This window comes from Cytobacillus firmus NBRC 15306 (genome assembly GCF_001591465.1).
Classification (GTDB): Bacteria; Bacillota; Bacilli; order Bacillales; family Cytobacillaceae; genus Cytobacillus; species Cytobacillus firmus.
Genome location: NZ_BCUY01000011.1, coordinates 15,424 through 32,336, shown reverse-complemented (window position 1 = coordinate 32,336; position 16,913 = coordinate 15,424). Strand labels below are relative to the sequence as shown.

Annotated in this window: 16 protein-coding genes, 1 pseudogene and 1 riboswitch; of the genes and pseudogenes, 10 read left to right on the top strand and 7 right to left on the bottom strand. The window is 40.5% G+C overall.

Annotation, left to right across the window (positions count from 1 at the left end; all coding sequences use genetic code 11):
* Positions 1-22 precede the first annotated feature (22 nt).
* Together BFI01S_RS05240 and BFI01S_RS05235 are read left to right on the top strand one after the other, a co-directional pair.
* Entirely contained in the window at positions 23-1,708 is a 1,686-nt protein-coding gene (locus tag BFI01S_RS05240) for a glycoside hydrolase family 13 protein (protein WP_061791663.1), read from the top strand.
* A gap of 57 nt (positions 1,709-1,765) precedes the next feature.
* Positions 1,766-3,391, top strand: a complete 1,626-nt coding sequence (locus BFI01S_RS05235; protein WP_061791662.1) for a glycoside hydrolase family 13 protein — start codon at positions 1,766-1,768, stop codon at positions 3,389-3,391.
* A gap of 86 nt (positions 3,392-3,477) precedes the next feature.
* Here BFI01S_RS05235 and BFI01S_RS22885 read toward each other — a convergent pair whose 3' ends face one another.
* Entirely contained in the window at positions 3,478-3,636 is a 159-nt protein-coding gene (locus BFI01S_RS22885) for a hypothetical protein (protein ID WP_156478331.1), read from the bottom strand.
* 130 nt (positions 3,637-3,766) lie between these two features.
* Between BFI01S_RS22885 and BFI01S_RS05230 the strand changes: the two genes are divergently transcribed.
* Positions 3,767-5,182 (top strand): FMN-binding glutamate synthase family protein, encoded by a 1,416-nt coding sequence (locus tag BFI01S_RS05230; RefSeq protein ID WP_061791661.1) that lies wholly within the window; start codon positions 3,767-3,769, stop codon positions 5,180-5,182.
* Between the two features lie 34 nt (positions 5,183-5,216).
* On the opposite strand, the gene BFI01S_RS05225 is transcribed toward BFI01S_RS05230, so the two are convergent.
* On the bottom strand, positions 5,217-6,707 hold the full coding sequence (locus BFI01S_RS05225; protein WP_061791660.1) for a spore germination protein: 1,491 nt from the start codon (positions 6,705-6,707) through the stop codon (positions 5,217-5,219).
* Between the two features lie 117 nt (positions 6,708-6,824).
* Complete coding sequence (locus tag BFI01S_RS05220) at positions 6,825-7,715, bottom strand: TetR/AcrR family transcriptional regulator (protein WP_061791659.1); 891 nt, start codon at positions 7,713-7,715, stop codon at positions 6,825-6,827.
* A 186-nt stretch (positions 7,716-7,901) separates the two neighbouring features.
* Here BFI01S_RS05220 and BFI01S_RS05215 point away from each other — a divergent pair, with 186 nt between their 5' ends.
* Complete coding sequence (locus tag BFI01S_RS05215; RefSeq protein WP_061791658.1) at positions 7,902-9,443, top strand: DHA2 family efflux MFS transporter permease subunit; 1,542 nt, start codon at positions 7,902-7,904, stop codon at positions 9,441-9,443.
* Between the two features lie 89 nt (positions 9,444-9,532).
* Here BFI01S_RS05215 and BFI01S_RS22300 read toward each other — a convergent pair whose 3' ends face one another.
* Positions 9,533-9,715: a hypothetical protein gene (locus BFI01S_RS22300; RefSeq protein ID WP_082804474.1), complete on the bottom strand. Its 183-nt coding sequence runs from the start codon at positions 9,713-9,715 to the stop codon at positions 9,533-9,535.
* A gap of 374 nt (positions 9,716-10,089) precedes the next feature.
* Here BFI01S_RS22300 and BFI01S_RS24300 point away from each other — a divergent pair, with 374 nt between their 5' ends.
* The 3 genes from BFI01S_RS24300 (at position 10,090) to BFI01S_RS05205 (ending at position 13,454) form a co-directional block, all read left to right on the top strand.
* Positions 10,090-10,215: a hypothetical protein gene (locus tag BFI01S_RS24300; protein WP_268875312.1), complete on the top strand. Its 126-nt coding sequence runs from the start codon at positions 10,090-10,092 to the stop codon at positions 10,213-10,215.
* 167 nt (positions 10,216-10,382) lie between these two features.
* Positions 10,383-11,408, top strand: coding sequence for a VanW family protein (locus BFI01S_RS05210; RefSeq protein ID WP_061791657.1), 1,026 nt, complete (start codon positions 10,383-10,385; stop codon positions 11,406-11,408).
* Between the two features lie 357 nt (positions 11,409-11,765).
* Positions 11,766-13,454, top strand: a complete 1,689-nt coding sequence (locus BFI01S_RS05205; RefSeq protein WP_061791656.1) for a methyl-accepting chemotaxis protein — start codon at positions 11,766-11,768, stop codon at positions 13,452-13,454.
* A gap of 32 nt (positions 13,455-13,486) precedes the next feature.
* Here the strand turns inward: BFI01S_RS05205 and BFI01S_RS05200 are convergent, their stop codons facing one another.
* Both BFI01S_RS05200 and BFI01S_RS05195 read right to left on the bottom strand, forming a co-directional pair.
* Positions 13,487-14,374, bottom strand: a complete 888-nt coding sequence (locus BFI01S_RS05200; RefSeq protein WP_235831109.1) for a TIGR03943 family putative permease subunit — start codon at positions 14,372-14,374, stop codon at positions 13,487-13,489.
* Between the two features lie 50 nt (positions 14,375-14,424).
* Positions 14,425-14,964 (bottom strand): permease, encoded by a 540-nt coding sequence (locus tag BFI01S_RS05195; protein WP_235831108.1) that lies wholly within the window; start codon positions 14,962-14,964, stop codon positions 14,425-14,427.
* Between the two features lie 49 nt (positions 14,965-15,013).
* Here BFI01S_RS05195 and BFI01S_RS05190 point away from each other — a divergent pair.
* Both BFI01S_RS05190 and BFI01S_RS05185 read left to right on the top strand, forming a co-directional pair.
* Positions 15,014-15,271: pseudogene (locus BFI01S_RS05190) on the top strand (SDR family oxidoreductase); the annotation flags it as partial.
* Positions 15,272-15,399: 128 nt separating this feature from the next.
* Positions 15,400-15,726, top strand: a complete 327-nt coding sequence (locus BFI01S_RS05185; RefSeq protein WP_061791653.1) for a hypothetical protein — start codon at positions 15,400-15,402, stop codon at positions 15,724-15,726.
* 51 nt (positions 15,727-15,777) lie between these two features.
* On the opposite strand, the gene BFI01S_RS05180 is transcribed toward BFI01S_RS05185, so the two are convergent.
* The gene (locus tag BFI01S_RS05180; RefSeq protein ID WP_373682871.1) at positions 15,778-16,056 is read right to left on the bottom strand and encodes a phage holin family protein; all 279 of its coding nucleotides are present in this window, start codon (positions 16,054-16,056) and stop codon (positions 15,778-15,780) included.
* Positions 16,057-16,389: 333 nt separating this feature from the next.
* Here BFI01S_RS05180 and BFI01S_RS05175 point away from each other — a divergent pair, with 333 nt between their 5' ends.
* Entirely contained in the window at positions 16,390-16,590 is a 201-nt protein-coding gene (locus BFI01S_RS05175) for a cold-shock protein (protein WP_009334826.1), read from the top strand.
* Positions 16,591-16,732: 142 nt separating this feature from the next.
* A riboswitch (SAM riboswitch) is annotated at positions 16,733-16,839 on the top strand.
* The last annotated feature ends 74 nt before the right edge of the window (positions 16,840-16,913 follow it).

Here is a 16,913-nt window from a genome sequence, read left to right as displayed (position 1 = left end):
TTTTTGAACGGAGTTGTATAAATTGAACAAAACATGGTGGAAAGAAAGCGTTATTTATCAAATCTACCCAAGAAGCTTTAACGATTCAAATGGGGACGGGATCGGCGATATCAACGGAATCACTGAAAAAATTTCATATTTAGCCGAATTGGGGATCGATGTTATCTGGCTATCCCCCGTTTACAAATCTCCTAATGATGATAATGGCTATGATATCTCAGATTACCGCAATATTATGGTTGAGTTCGGAACCATGGAAGACTTTGACGGCATGCTGGCAAAAGCGCATGACAACGGCATTAAAATTATGATGGACCTCGTTGTTAATCATTCAAGCGATGAGCATCAGTGGTTCAAGGAATCGAGAAAATCTAAAGATAACCCGTATCGGGATTATTATATCTGGAAAAAGACGGATAATGGCGAGCCTCCTACAAATTGGGGAGCAGCATTTGGCGGCAGTGTATGGGAATATGATGAACAAACCGGAGAATATTACCTGCATCTGTTCAGCAAAAAGCAGCCTGACTTAAACTGGGAAAATCCTGTTCTCAGAAATGAAGTATATGAAATGATGCGCTTCTGGCTGGATAAAGGCATTGATGGATTCCGCATGGATGTCGTGAATTTCATTTCAAAAGATACTAGCTATCCTCAGGGGGAGATCCGGGAGGGCCACAAATATGGGGATGGCAGCAAGTATTATATGAACGGTCCGAGAATTCATGAGTTCCTGCAGGAAATGAATAAAGAAGCTCTTAGCCCTTATGATACTATTACGGTTGGCGAAATGCCTGGTGTAACAGTTGATGAAGGCAAGCTCTACACTGGCAGGAACAGAAATGAATTAAATATGGTGTTTCATTTTGAACATGTGGGCCTGGGGGACGGTCAATATGGCAAATGGGATCCACGCCCCTGGAAATTGACAGATCTGAAAAAGATTTTCAACAAGTGGCAAAAGGGTCTTGAAGAGGATGGCTGGAACAGTTTGTATTGGAGCAACCATGATCAGCCCCGTGCCATCTCCAGATGGGGAAATGATTCAGAAGAATATCGCGTAATCTCTGGTAAGATGATTGCTGTTTGCCTTCATATGATGCAGGGGACCCCTTATATTTACCAGGGCGAGGAAATCGGCATGACAAACGTTAAGTTCAATGATATCAATGATTACCGTGATATCGAAACGCTGAATGCCTACCGTGATCTTACACCGGATTCCTTAACACATGATGAAATCTTTAAAGGCATTCATGAGAGAGGCCGGGATAATGCTAGAACGCCTGTTCAGTGGGATGCCAGCCCGAATGCAGGCTTCACTGAAGGAACCCCGTGGATAAGCGTAAATCCTAATTACAAGAGAATTAACGCCGAAGCAGTTTTAAAAGATGAAGACTCGATCTTCCATTTTTATAAGAAGCTGATTCAGCTTAGGAAGCAAAATGAAGTAATTGTTTATGGAACATTTGATTTAATAATGGAAGAGGATGAGCAGATCTTTGCTTTTACGCGAACTCTAGGTAATGACCAGCTGCTTGTTATCTGCAATTTCAGTGATGGAACACCTGGCTTTAAGCTGCCGGAGCATATCCATTATTCTTCTAAGGAACTTTTAATATCCAACTTGACTGCAGATGAAAATGAAGAAATTGATAAACTGACACTCAAGCCATATGAGGCAAGAGTATATCGTTTGAAGAAATAATGATAGGGCCTGTTTAGGGCCCTTTTTTATAAGAGATGATAAAGATGAGGTGGCCCTGTGAATAAAAAATGGTGGAAAGAAGCAGTTGTATATCAAATTTACTGGAGAAGCTTTAATGATTCAAATGGTGACGGCTATGGAGATTTAAGAGGAATAATCGAAAAGCTTGATTATATCAAGAATCTTGGCATAGACGTGATTTGGCTGAATCCCTTTTATCAATCACCAGACCGGGACAATGGCTATGATATTTCAAATTATTATGTAATTATGGAAAAAGCCGGTGATATGGAAGCCTTCGATGAGCTAATCCATGAAATTCATCAGCGCGGGATGAAGGTCATTATGGATTTGGTTGTGAACCATACTTCTGACCGGCATCCATGGTTTTTGGAATCACGCTCCTCCAAAAATAATCCGAAAAGAGATTGGTATATTTGGAAGGATCCAAAGGATGGAAGGGAGCCAAATAATTGGCGATCCTATTTTGCTCCAGCCTGCTGGGAATTGGATAAAGCAACAGGACAATTTTATTATCATTCCTTTGCAGTCGAGCAGCCGGATCTTAACTGGGAAAATCCTGAATTGCGCCAGGAAATTTACAAAATGATGCGCTTCTGGCTGGATAAAGGCATTGAGGGGTTTCGAATGGATGTGATTAATCTATTGGCAAAAAGAGAAGATTTATCAGATGCTGAGGACCCTTATGATATAAGCTATCTGGCCAATAATCCGGGTATCCATGATTATCTTCAGGAAATGCATCGGGAAGTCCTTCAGCATTATGATGTGATGACAGTCGGCGAGATCCCGTTTGTTTCACCGGAAGAGGGACTGCTCTATGTGGATGAAAGCCGGAATGAATTGAATACACTTTTTCATTTTCAGGTGGCAGATGAAATGCCGGTATGGGATATGCTCAGATTCAAGGAAATCCAAACAAGCTGGTATAATGGCCTTAAGCAAAAAGGGTGGAATTCGCAATTCCTTAATAACCATGATCACACAAGACAGGTTACCCGCTATGGGAATGATGGCCAGTATCGTGACCAATCTGCAAAGCTTTTAGCAGCAATGATTCATACATTACCTGGAACTCCTTATATCTATCAGGGCGAAGAAATCGGTATGACAGGTGTGAGATTTGATTCCATCGAAGACTACAATGACATTGCTATGAAAAACAAATATCATGAAGAAGTTTCAAAAGGCCGTGATCCAAAGGAAGTCTTTGAAAGCCTTTTGCTTCTGAGCCGCGATAACTCCAGGACACCGATGCAGTGGAATGACAGCATTAACGCTGGCTTTACTGCTGGAGACCCATGGATCAAAGTAAATCCGAATTTTAGGGAGATCAACGTTGAAGCAGCTCTGAATGATCCGGACTCTATCTTTTATTTTTATAAAAAGCTGATTGAATTAAGAAAACAAAACGAGGTAATGGTTTACGGGGATTATAAGGATCTATTGCCAGATGATGAACATTTATATGTGTATACACGCTCCTATAATGATGTAACCTGGCTGATTGTTTTAAACCATGGTGACGAGCAGCAGACATTCACCTTTGATGGCTTTGCAAATCGGGAACTAATTCTTTCTAATTATCAGAATGACTTTGATACAAATGAAGAAATATTGCTTCCGCATGAAGCAAGAATTTATGAGATTCTCCGAAACTAAAGCACTGAGTGAAGAAGGAAAGAGAATCATATCAAGTTACTCCATGTGGAAATGAAGCCGGCATCCGAAAATGCCGGCTTCATCTGTTAATTCATCTCTTCGTCGCTGGTTCTCCGGTCTGTTTTATCCGGAGGAATCTTGGATAGCTGGTCCATAGGCTCCATCATAGATTCAAGGAGACTTCCTTTTACTAGGTTTTCTTCTTTAATATTATTCGGCTGAGCATTCTCGCGGTTGTCCATCATTTCACCTCATTTTATATTTTCACATAGAGTTTACTTTCAGCTTTGTGATTATTCCAAAAACCGAAAAGTCATAGGTTAAATTCCCTCTCAATGGAAATAATGGAATTTAAAAGATCTTTTGGAGAAAACCATGACCAATATATTATTAATTGCAGCACTGGCTATGATTTCCTTATTATATATTTTTTTATTATTTATGCTGGTTATCGGCTGGCGCTGGATCATGAAGCGGGCAGTGAAGCAGGCAGGAAAAATTATTATGACTGACAGCTATCAGGAAAACCTCATAGAACTGATTCCCGGTTTTAAGCATATGGGCATTCAAAATGCGCTTGAAAATAACCTGCGGGCCGAAACAGGTGATGTTCTGCACCGCCCCTTTGGCTCATCGAAAAAATGGCCGCATTTTGAAGAAATTACGTTTATCCCTGCACAGACATCACCTTTCCCCATTGACGGTGAGGAAGATGTTGATGTGAAAGTGACCATTGGTCCAAAAGCGAAAAAGCCGATGAAAATCAAAATCCCCCTGATGATTAGTGGAATGGCCTTTGGAATCGCTTTGAGTGAGCAAGTAAAAATTGCATTAGCCACAGCTGCCAAGAATACAGGAACAGCCATTAATTCAGGTGAAGGCGGGATTCTCCCAGAAGAGCTTGAAAGTGCGGGGAAGTATATTCTTCAGTTCTCCAAGACGGAGTGGGGTAAGGAAGAAAAAACTATTAAAAGGGCAGACATGATTGAACTTAAGCTGGGTCAGGGAGCTACACTTGGAATGGGCGGCAACATCTCCCCTGAAAATTTAACCGGTCGTGCAAGGGAAGTCATGGGATTAAAGGAAAATGAAACTGCCCATATAATGGAACATTTTTTTGAAAAACAGACATTGAAGGATTTAAAAGAGCTGGTGGATGAGCTGCGTAAAATGTCCGGAGGTGTCCCGATCGGCGCAAAAATAGGGGCAGGCGGAAAGATCGAAGATGATATTGATCACTTAATCGAAATCGGGGTGGATTTTATCGCGGTTGATGGGGGACAAGGGGCTTCTGTCGGTGCACCTCCCTTACTGGCAGACGATTTTGGAATACCAACCCTGCATGCTATCACCCGTGCCTCAAATCATCTTGAAAAAAGAAAAAAGAAGGGGGATATCAGCTTAATTGTTTCTGGCGGCCTTTTTACACCAGGACACTTTTTAAAAGTCCTGGCGCTTGGAGCGGATGCGGTTTATCTGGGATCTGTAATGCTGTTTACTGTTTCTCATAAACAAACATTGAATGCTCTTCCTTTTGAACCGCCAACACAGGCTGTCTGGAACCAGGGGAAATTCAAAGATGTATTTAAAACGGAGGATGGGGCTAAGTCGGCGGAAAAGTTCTTGACCGCGAGCACCGAGGAAATCAAAATGGCGTTAAGAGCCATGGGGAAAAAGTCATTAAAAGAATTATCGAAGAAAGATCTCGTTTCCTATGATGAACTCACGGCGAAAAGGATCGGAATCCCTTTTTCCTTTGAACCATGGGAGGATAAATCTAAGAAAGCATAATAACAGCCTGGCACTTGTGAGCCAGGCTCTTTTTTTATTCATCAATATCTTTCTTAACTTTTGATTTTTTCTGCGGCTGAAACCGATGCGGATTTTGTGTTCTTAAATATACTGGCCTTAAAGGCTGAAATGGGAATCTTAGAAACGAATCTTTCAAGTCCCGATATCTGGGCGGATAAAACGGCTCCATAAAAGGTCTCCCGAGAGATGTAAGCCTGATCATATGAGTTAACAAAATACAGGAACAGAACAGCACACCTACAAAACCCCATAAATTCGCGAATATTAAAAACGGAAATCTTAGAAATCGGATGGTATTATTCATCTTATATACAGGTGTAGTAAAAGCGGCAAGAGCTGCAAGTGCGATAAAGATTAACAGGACATTACTTGTCAGCCCTGCCTGCACAGATGCTGTCCCAATGACAATCCCTCCTACGATACCGATTGTCTGACCAACTTTCGTAGGCAATCTGGCTCCAGCCTCTCTTAAAAGCTCTATTACCAGTTCAAGCATTAACGCTTCATAGAAAGGAGGCAGAGGAATATGCTGTCTTGAAGTCACCAGTGTTCCTAATAAATCCGTGGGGATGAGCTCCATATGGTAAGTAAGAGTTGCAACATAAATGGACGTGATCTGTATGGAAAAAATAACAGAAAAGGCCCGCAATATTCTGGCAAAAGAAGCGATAGTCCAATTTAAAAAATAATCTTCAAAGGAGCTGAAGAATTCAGAAAACGTTGTAGGGGTAATCAGCACATGCGGTGACCCATCTATGGCAATCACGACTTTTCCTTCAGCAAGGACAGCGGCTGCCCTGTCCGGTCTTTCTGTATCCAGCAGCTGAGGGAAGGGAGAATTCTTATTATCTGAAATGAGCTGTCCAATATAAGAACTGTCAGTGATTTCATCAAAATCGATATTTTCGATTCTTTCTTTTACCATGCTTACATAATCTGTATTCGTAATTCCGTCAATATAGAGAACGGCCACCGCTGTTCTGGATATGCTTCCAATTATATATTCCTCAATGATCAGTTCAGAGATGGGCAGTCGTTTGCGGATTAAATTCAAATTATTCTCCAGAGACTCGACAAAGGCTTCCTTTGCTCCGATAACCGTTTGCTCGACTTCCGGATGTGTTATCTCCCTGACATATGAACATTTAGCAGCCATAAAAGCCGCTTTTTGCTTTTCGGCTTCTGATGTAACCATCACATAGCCATTCAAAAGCATATGTTCTGCCTTTGAAAGATCTTCACAAAATTGTATGCTTGCAGATGGCAAAAGTTTTTTCAAATCATCAATTTTGTTGAACTCACCCTGAAGAAGCTGAGGGAGCAAACTTTTTGTGATCATTTTTTGGTCAATCAGTGTTTTGAAATAAGTAAAAGAAAAACAGAGGCTAGTTTGTCTGTTGCTATAATGTACTTTTTGAAAATCATGAGATCGTGAAAGCGACTTTTCCAGATCGTCAAGTTCGATCTCTGACAGAGGTCTCTTCTTTTTTAACTCTTTTTTCATTCAGCAATCACCAGTTTTTTCGGCATTAAGTGTAGTGTTTCCGTTTTTGGAAAGATTATGAATGATTAGAAGGGAATAGCCAAAAAAAGCCTCCCTCAGATTGGGGCAGGCCGTGAATTATACCGGTTCTTCTTCCAGAGATTTAAAGCAGGATAAAACCAGCTTTTCCAGATTCTCAAATTCTTTGGCATCCATAAATGCTATGCATCTGTTCAAAGATTGGATTGCGCTTTCAATGAGAAATTTTCTTGGTTTTTTCGAATGAATCATTTCTTCCTGGATAAAGTCCAGAAGATCCATACAATCGTTCTGATCTTCCTGCTTGATGGATTTCTTCAAAGTCAATATGGATTTGCAGAGAATATGCAGATTCCTATGATCTGTCTGCTGGAATCTGTTTTCAATAAGTTCAGGCTTCAGCAGGTAATCACCGGCAGAACTGACCTCTTCAACAACCCTCCTTATCCTTTCTACACTATAACGGACGACAGGATTAATGCTTGAAGAGAATTCAAAGAATTTTGTATAGTATTTTACGTTATGATGGAGGATGCCAAGGAACATAACGGCACAGTCCAGTAAATAGGGTTTCTTGTCCTCACCAAAGATTTCAATAAATCGTGTGAAAATCCAATTCACCATTCTAAGCTGGCCTTCCTTAATAAACTGCTTGAGCTCAGTGTCATTTGACACAAGTACTTCTTCAAAAAGGGCAACCAGCTTATTGGTCCGATTCATATTCATTTGTAATTCGATCTGCTGAGTGAATACTTCTATGCTGCTTGGGTCCTGGCCAATAAGAAGTTTATCGCGCTCTGATTCCATTTTTTCATGCAATGTTTTAAAAATGGAGATAAGAAGCTCGTTTTTTGAAGAAAAATAATTATAGAAGGTACCCTTAGAAATCCCGCTGTAATCTAAAATATCCTGAATGGATGTAGCCTGAAAACCTTTCTCCAGGAATAATTGATGTGCTTTTTTTATAACATGCATTTTCCTGTTATTCATCTATAATCACCTGTCATTTTATTTGAACTATGTGTATAACTTAATAGTACCTCATTGAATTAATTTACACAAACCCTCTATTTTAGAAGTGTTTTTTTGTTGCAAAAGTTGAACTCATAGTATATTATATGATTTGTGTGTAACGCAAGTATAAAAGAATGAACTGTTAGTACAGGAGGAAATGTAATGGAACAAGCAATAAATAATAAAACAGATAAACCGCCCTATGGGATTCTGGCTGTTTTAATGATTGGGGCATTTATTGCCTTTTTGAATAATACATTGTTAAATATTGCCTTGCCATCTATTATGGCAGATTTAGAAATTGAAGCGGCAACAGTGCAGTGGCTGACTACCGGCTTTATGCTGGTTAATGGTATCTTGATCCCGGCTACTGCCTTTTTAATCGAAAAATATACAGTCCGAAGGCTGTTTATTGTGGCAATGGGACTATTTACAATCGGTACGCTTGTAGCGGGTGTTGCTCATGCATTCCCGGTATTGCTTGCAGGCAGAATGCTGCAGGCATCAGGATCGGCTATCATGATGCCTCTATTGATGAATGTTATGCTGATTAGCTTCCCGGTGGAAAAACGCGGAGCAGCTATGGGTGTATTTGGATTGATCTTAATGTTCGCTCCTGCAATTGGGCCGACTCTTTCAGGATGGATTATTGAACATTATGATTGGAGAATGCTATTCCATTTCCTTTCACCGATTGCGGGTGTCATTTTAGTTCTAGGGGCCGTCATGCTGAAAGACAAAAAGGAAAAAGTGAATATCCGTCTGGATATGTTTTCTCTTGTTCTATCAAGTGTAGGGTTTGGCGGAATACTTTACGGGTTCAGTTCTGCAGGGAACAGAGGCTGGGACAGCCCTCATGTGTATTTAACAATTGCAGTCGGAGTCATAAGTTTGGTTTGGTTTATTTTAAAACAAACCAAATCAGAACGTCCGATGCTTAATTTTGGTGTATATAAGTACCCGATGTTTGCATTATCGTCAGCTATCAGCATGACGGTAAATATGGCGCTATTCTCAGGAATGATTCTGATTCCGATTTATGTTCAGACATTAAGGGGGATTTCACCTTTGGATGCAGGATTGATGATGCTTCCAGGTGCCCTTGTTATGGCTGTGATGTCGCCATTAACCGGAAAGCTGTTCGATAAAATCGGAGGCCGGATTTTGGCGATCATTGGGTTAGCCATTACAGTAGGAACTACGTATGTATTCAGCAGGCTGACTCTGGAAACAACCTATACTCAGCTGATTATACTCAACTCAATCAGGATGTTCGGGATGTCCATGGTCATGATGCCAGTTTCAACAAATGGACTTAACCAGCTGCCTAGAAGATTATATCCTCATGGAACGGCAATGAACAACACCCTTAACCAGGTGGCAGGTGCCATTGGCACAGCCTTATTGGTAACAGTTATGTCAACAAGAACGGAAACGCATGCTGAGGAAATCGCGAAAGAAGCGATGAAAGGCGGGGCTATGGCTAATGGCAGCCAGATGACTGAAGCTGCTGTGGCGGAAATGCAGCAGCAGGTATTAATGAAAGCCATGCTTGAGGGAATAAACGACGCTTTCTTCGTAGCAACTTTCATCGCTGCAGCTGCACTGCTTCTGGCTTTCTTCATTAAACGCGCAACACCAATGGAAGACGCGGTTGAAGAGCCAAAGCAGGAGAATATGGTGCCTAAATTGGCAAAAAGTTAATTGCTGGAGGGGATCTTAGGATTCCCTCTTTTTTTTGAAGATATAAATAAAAAGCCTGGAATGCTTTTTGAGCATTGCAGGCTTTCTTATTATCTATTTTTTCCAACTAATTTAATTGATTGATGTCCGCTGTGAGGGTGAGGAGAAAACAAAATATAATCCAGATACAGAGCTTCCAGCTTTCGGTCACTTAAATTAAACAAACTGTGATTATGCTGGAATTTAGATAGAGATAATAATTTGCTGATTAATGTTTCTCTGTTTAGTGGCATATAATGAACCCTCCCTTTTGTTAGTCTTATTTTAATTCATATTTATCCGATTAGTCAAGTAGGACTTGAAATTTGTCTGTCAATTATGAGCAATTAACACTTGGACTGCTCTCAATCCCAAAACCAAATTGATAAAAAGAATCACTAAAACACAATTGTAAATTAGCTCATCATGTTGCCAAAAAACGTCTTCAGCTAACACCGTGTAGCAGAAATGATGGTCTGCTTCATCACCATCAACAAATGATTCTTAAACCTTAGTAGGAAGATATTTCCAAATCTCATCTGCATTAGGTTTCATCTCCAGCCTTGGTCTTTACATTCTGAAAGTAAAAGGGATTTATGTTCCGGCACTTGATACAGGTGCTATTGCTATGATCATCTCAACTTTATCATTGGTTGGAATCTCCCTCATCACAAAACCGGCATCTAGCCCAATTTTTGAAGATAAGCCCAGTCAGGCTGCTAAAACCGATCCTGCTGCAGCTAACTTTTCATAGCCTAAGAAAACGTCTGCAATCCGCAGGCGTTTTTAAATAGGTAAAAAGGTACAACTTAACTTGTAGAATGGCAGGAATACCTTACTTCGCTGGGGAATACAATTAGAAAATGGAAACAGCTTCCTAAATAGAGAAAAGAAGCTAATATTAAAAAAGCTGGGGGAAAAATGACTAAGCGAAAATGGGGAATAGCACTTTTGTTTATTGTCTGTTTCATAGGATTAGCCGGGTGTTCAGGAAAAACTGCCGGCGATAATGAGCCGAAGAAAAAGGCCGCGGAAGAGAAGTCTAAAGAAGATAAGACAAAAGAGGAGGCAAAGGCAGAGGAGCAGGCTAAAGAGGAAGAAAAGAAGGAAGAAATAAAGCCGGTTGTGGTTAATGTCATCGATCCTGATGCAAAAACAGTGCTAAAGACCTTCAGCCCTGCTGAAATGGGATTTGGTGAGGATGATGAAAAATATAAAGCAGATCTTTCCCAATGGGCCAAGGAAATAGCGCGAGGAACGGATACAATAAAAGGCTATGACCAAAGGATGACCCTTGACAAAATTGGTCCCGATGGCAATATCATTAAAGGGCAGCCTGAGATTATTCTTGAAGAAAGCGAATTAGTGGATAAGATTTTCGCTGCTTCTGTAAGCGGCGGGGATGTTGAGCTGCCGCTCTATGTTTCAGAAAGCGGTTATGATCCTGCTGATGTACCTCATTTAGGAGAAGTAATCGTCGCATCCTATAGTACCAATTTTAACAGCGGCGTGGCAGGCAGGACAAAAAACATTGAACTCTCAGCAGAAGCCATCAATAATATCATTCTTGGTGAGGGAGATCACTTTTCTTTTAATACAACAGTGGGGCCCAGTGATGAAGCACATGGGTATCAGCCTGCAGAGGAAGCCATTAATGGCAAGCTCGTAATGGGGATTGGGGGCGGTATTTGCCAAACATCCTCCACTCTATACAACGCTGTTGATAAAGTCGGGGTCAGTTATGTAGAAAAACACCACCATTCTGTAACGGTGGGTTATGTCCCAAAGGGCCGGGACGCAACCGTTTCATATGGAGGCAAAGACTTCAGGTTTGAAAACACAACCGGCATCCCGCTTCTTGTAAAAGCAAACTTCGGAAATGGTGTCTTAACAATTGAAATCAGAACAGCAAAAAAGTATGAGGGAATGCTTAAGAAAGCAGTTTAACTGCATCAGGCACCTAAGACTTATTTCCGGTTTAGGTGCCTGAGCTGTTTTTAATGCACTGAATAAGTTATGGAAAAATAAGCAAATAGCGGAGGGGTTTGTCCACACCATTCCAGTCACTTTTAATACAATAATATAGAAGATCTCCTCCCTAAGGATCTTTGGTCTGCATAGTCGCCGCTAATCTGCCAGCCGGATTAGCGGCATTTTTTTGTATTATTATGAAAATAATAGCGAAAGAAGGAGAATTTTCTGTAAATATCTGAAGATCTAGGTAAAAAGTACCTGACTTACCAGTTGTGTTCATGATAAATTATAAGTAGAATATCCTATCATATCTGGAAATGAGGAAAAGGCATGAAATTATCTGTGGCAAAAAAACTGTTCCTCGGGTTTTTGTCTGTCCTTTTATTATTTGGTCTTGTCGCCGGTTTATCGAATTATGAACTCGGTAATGTTAACAGAAATTATCAAAGTTTAATAGAAGATAATGTCTCTGAAGTGATGCTTGTAAAAACTCTGAAGGCAGAACTTATGAATGAAGCAGGGGGGATACGAGGCTATCTCCTGACAGGTGATTCTACATATCTAAGTGACTATGAAAGTTCCCGCAAGAGGATGGAACATCATATCAATAAACTGAATGAATTAGCCGGCAATAAGAAGGAGAAGGAATTGGCCAAAGAGCTGGAAGTGCTCCATAATCGCTACCAGAGTATTATTGACAAAGAAATTAAGTTTAAGCTTGAGGAAAATAGTGCTTATATGTCATTAGTTGAAACCTCCGATAAACAGGTCAGCCAGGATTTTAACAAAAAAGCGGATGAACTTGTAAAATTTTATGAATCCCAATTAGATGCCGGGATAAATGAAACTGTCTCGGACGTTAAATTCTCTCAGACGATTACTTTAATTATTACGATTACAGCCGTTTTTGCCGCCATGCTGATCGCTTATTTTATTAGCAGAATGATATCCAGGCCGATTAATCTGGCTGCAGCAGCAATAGACAGAGTGGCAGGAGGAAATTTAATTCAGACCTCTATTAAAGTAAAAAACCGGGATGAAATAGGAGCGTTTATTTTATCATTAAATAAGATGGTCCAGGATTTGAGGTCTGTAGTCAGCCAGGTAAGAAGCACATCAGAACAAGTCGCATCAAGCAGTGAGCAGCTGGCTGCAAGTGCAGAAGAAAGTTCTTTGGCTTCAGAACAGGTAGCAGCTATTTCGCAGAAAAATGCCCTTGGGACTGAACAGCAGCTTCACCGTTTCAGAGAGGTATCTTCTTCAATGGAGGAGATTTCTTCCGGAATGCAGCAGATTTCTTTAAGCAGCGAGCAGATGCTTGAAGCAGCGGAAAAGGCAGACTTTTTAACTAAACAAGGCACTAATTCAGTCGATAATGTTGTAAGGCAAATGAATGAAATAAATACTACAGTAGGCAGTGCTGCTCAGCATATTTATACGCTCGAATCACGATCAAAAGAAATCAGCAATATCGTGGAATTGATCACGAATATCGCAGAACAGACAAATTTGCTTGCACTCAATGCAGCCATTGAAGCTGCAAGGGCAGGTGAGCATGGGAGAGGCTTTTCGGTTGTCGCTGACGAGGTCCGTAAACTGGCAGAAGGTTCCAAGCAATCTGCCATTCAAATTCAGCAAATGATAGGGCTTGTTCAGGAAGAAACAAAGCAGGCCGTTCTGGCAATGGAAAAAGGAAATGAACAGGTAAGGGGTGGCCTCGAAGATACAATGGAAGCAAGTGCAGCTTTTGCTGAGATCGCCCATTCAATGGGTGATGTAACATACAAAGTTGAAGAAGTCTCATCCTCTGTGGAAGAACTAACTGCCTTAACCGCCCAGATTATTGAGGTCATGTCCAATGTGCAGGATATTTCAGAAAAAAACGCAGCGGCTTCACAGGAAACTTCAGCCGCAACAGAAGAGCAGCTCGCCACCATGGAAGAAGTATCATCATCAGCAGGGGCTCTTGCAAAACTTTCTGAAGAATTGCAGGAAGTTGTTTCTAGATTTAAATTATAAAAGGGACTTAGCTGAGTCCCTTTTGAATTGTACTATAAAACTTTAATGGTTAATGGATACAGATATGGAATAAGCGGCTCCTCAATTTCTTTCCATTCCTTAATTTTAATCATTGGCAGCTCTGTCCCATTATAGGCTGCCTTATTTATGACTCCGCTAACTATGACCCACATATTATCATAGAGTTCCGGAGCTTCCTCCATTTCTGAAAGAAAGCCAATCATACTTGCATCTGCCACACAATGCGTAATCAAAAACCTCGAAATGACAAGCTGATTGGAAGCAAGTCCTTCTTCTTTATAAATAAATCCCTGAAATTCAATCTCCCTGCCAATGAATTTATCAATATCCTTACTGATTTCCTCATAATACAAGCTAAAAACTTTATCATCCATCTTAATAGCAGAAGCCGAATAAAGGTCCTTTTTTAATTGCTCAAACTCTTCATTGGATATTTCCTCTGCTTCTTCATTTACAGATAGGTCATGCTCCAGCTCCCCGGCTTCTGCAAGCTCTTCTTCAAAAGATTGATCTTCAAGGTCAGAGTCTGATTCATCAGAGATTTCCGATGAATTCACCTCTTGTTTTTGATTGCCAAGTATGGCCAGCCCGCCTTTTTTTTCAGCAATGGAAGCATCCAGCGTCTTTGCAGGCAAGAAGAATCCTGTTAATAACGGAAATAATATAATGGAATATGACAGCAGCTTTTTCACTGTAAACTGTGTATCTCCATGATCATCATGATGAGAACAGGTATGAGAATCATGATGGCAGCAGTCCTGACCTTGATGGTGTTCGTGAACAGCTTCTTCTCTTTTGGAAGTCCAGATCCTGGTAATCTGAATAAAAAATAAAAATAAAAACAGTATGGAAAGAGATTGACTTAAACGGACAAATTTCGGATTAATATACTTGGTTATGTCGCCTGTATAATGAAGCTGAAAAATCAGCCCGCAAAAAGCCAGCAGAATCAGCGCCCTCTAAAAGCGTCGACCTCTGAGCATAGTGACAAAACATAAGCAAAACCCATCATGATCAGCAAGGATACTACCGGATTATCAGCATTTTGCAGAAGTGTTTTTGCCGGCATATAGACTTGTACAATTGAAGCTAAAAAAGCACCAATAATCAAATATTTGGCCATGTCAAAAAATTCATCGATGGAATGGGTCAGCATCGACCAAATCCGATCCAGGAAAGAACGATTGTTCGAGCTGCTGTGGGGTAAATGAAGATTTTCCTTTAATAGCCCGGATTTAAAGAAGATGCTCACACTAAAGGCAACTATAATGGCAACTAGGAATCCAAGTCCATTTCGTAAGCCCGCCATTTCAAAATCGTTTCCAAAAGCCATGTATGTAGAAGCAATGACGATGGGATTAATCAAGGGCCCAGTCAGCATAAAACCAATTGCTGCATATACTGGAACCCCCTTAGACATAAGCCGGCGGATGATGGGGACAATTCCGCATTCACACGCTGGAAAAAGTGCGCCAGCCACACAGCTCATCACAACAGCAGCCGCTCTATTTTTCGGAATCCACCTTTTTATATGGTCTTCTGTAACGGCATTTACCCGATCTCTGTCAGCTGAAATTGCTCATTTAGGAATAACCGTCAATGCGATTAATCCTGGTCCCACCGACTCTACATGGATGAATGAGGAGATAAGAAATCACCTTTCGCCTAAATTTCCAGCCGGCAGAATCGGCCAGCCTGAAGACGCAGCTAATCTGGCAGCATTTCTGGCAAGTGAAGATTCGAAGTGGATAACAGGGCAGGTGATTCATTCCGAGGGAGGATTCATTCGCGGTTAAACTAAAGGCAAGTGACATTTATTTAACAAATCTTGCTATTTATATCATTTTCGATACAAAATACTCAAAAGGGTTTATGGATCTCCTCCAAATGTGTATAAATAGAAGTTAGTAGAGGGGAGAGACCTATGTTAAATTTATTAAATGACCCTGATTTTGTGCAAAAGTGTGAAACTGCTTCCCCGCTTGAAATGGTTAAACATATAACAGGCGGCAATATTAGAGGATTGGAAAAAATCGCTTTGGGTACGCTTGCAAACAGAAAACAGCTGCCGCCTAATGTTGTGAATGTCCTGATCGTTTATTTCTTCAGCACGTTTGCCAATAAAGTATATGACCGGAATGACCTTGCCAGGCTTTATGATTACTGGGCATCGAATCAAGTATACAGTTTTGGAAAAGCACAGGAAATGACTGCCGAAGATATGGAAAAAGTCCTCGCTGGCTTAAAATAATAGATTAAAATAAAAAGTTCATCTCAATTGGATGAACTTTTTTGATAAAACCTATTTCTTTTTATTGCTGTATGCACCTTCTATAGTCTGTTTCATCATTTGATGTCCAAGCACCGCAACGCCTGCTGCAACGATTCCGTTAAGGAGCCCTTCAAAAGAAAAGCCAAATGCCAGGCTGCCTGCGGAAACAGAAATGATTACAAGAATCCATACGATGGACCAATCAGGAATTTTTGGTGTCTGTTTCAATGCATACCCAATTACCCACAAGGCTGGGACCATCATGTAATAATTCTGGTTTAAAAAATCCAGTAAGTTCAATCCATTCACCTCCTGATCCTGTTTTCTATATTTTATGAATGCATCATATAATGTGTTTGTCTGATTGTCTAAAATGGTAGATATATCTCGATGGATTTACACATTTTGGAATCCGCGGAAGACGAAATAGTTTGAAAATTCCTTTTGCAAACGGGTGGTATAGTTGACATTCCTTCCTATAAGTGCTAAATTTGAATCAGCCGTTATGCATCGTGTTATATTTTGCTAGCTGCTTTTTCAACCGTTAGGCAATGGTCTGGATGAGTAATGAACGTAAAGTTATAAGCGTGTATATGGTGAATTTACACATGGCTTTTTCTAGCCAATAGGAGGATTTTTTTCATGAAAAACGGTAAAGTAAAATGGTTCAATGCTGAAAAAGGTTTCGGTTTCATCGAAGGTGAAGACGGAAACGACGTATTCGTACATTACTCTGCTATCCAATCTGAAGGTTTCAAATCTTTAGAAGAAGGCCAAGAAGTTTCTTTCGAAGTTGTTGAAGGTGCACGCGGACCTCAAGCAGCTAACGTAACTAAACTATAATTGACAGACCCATACAAAAAAAGCCTGGCCAATCGGTCAGGCTTTTTTATTTTGCGTTAACTGCAAGAAAGTACTTGAAGTTTATCGAGTTTCCTGTATAATTTTCAAACGTAAGTTATTTCAGAATAATTTCATATAAAATTACTTATCAAGAGAGAGACGGAGGGACTGGCCCAAAGATGTCTCGGCAGCGGGCTCAATAGAGCGCTGTGCCAAATCCAGCAAGCATAGGTGCTTGGCAGATAAGAAGAGAACGATTGATTTGTTAAGATCTCTTCTTGCTTGAAGAGGTCTTTTTATTTAGCTGGAAAATCCATTCGGAG

Coding starts and splice junctions, on each gene's coding strand:
- BFI01S_RS05210 (WP_061791657.1), top strand. CDS start 10,383: ATGACTAAGCGAAAATGGGGAATAGCACTTTTGTTTATTGTCTGTTTC.
- BFI01S_RS05175 (WP_009334826.1), top strand. CDS start 16,390: ATGAAAAACGGTAAAGTAAAATGGTTCAATGCTGAAAAAGGTTTCGGT.
- BFI01S_RS05230 (WP_061791661.1), top strand. CDS start 3,767: ATGACCAATATATTATTAATTGCAGCACTGGCTATGATTTCCTTATTA.
- BFI01S_RS05205 (WP_061791656.1), top strand. CDS start 11,766: ATGAAATTATCTGTGGCAAAAAAACTGTTCCTCGGGTTTTTGTCTGTC.
- BFI01S_RS22885 (WP_156478331.1), bottom strand. CDS start 3,636: ATGATGGACAACCGCGAGAATGCTCAGCCGAATAATATTAAAGAAGAA.
- BFI01S_RS05225 (WP_061791660.1), bottom strand. CDS start 6,707: ATGAAAAAAGAGTTAAAAAAGAAGAGACCTCTGTCAGAGATCGAACTT.
- BFI01S_RS05220 (WP_061791659.1), bottom strand. CDS start 7,715: ATGAATAACAGGAAAATGCATGTTATAAAAAAAGCACATCAATTATTC.
- BFI01S_RS24300 (WP_268875312.1), top strand. CDS start 10,090: ATGATCATCTCAACTTTATCATTGGTTGGAATCTCCCTCATCACAAAA.
- BFI01S_RS05215 (WP_061791658.1), top strand. CDS start 7,902: ATGGAACAAGCAATAAATAATAAAACAGATAAACCGCCCTATGGGATT.
- BFI01S_RS05185 (WP_061791653.1), top strand. CDS start 15,400: ATGTTAAATTTATTAAATGACCCTGATTTTGTGCAAAAGTGTGAAACT.
- BFI01S_RS22300 (WP_082804474.1), bottom strand. CDS start 9,715: ATGCCACTAAACAGAGAAACATTAATCAGCAAATTATTATCTCTATCT.
- BFI01S_RS05195 (WP_235831108.1), bottom strand. CDS start 14,964: ATGAGCTGTGTGGCTGGCGCACTTTTTCCAGCGTGTGAATGCGGAATT.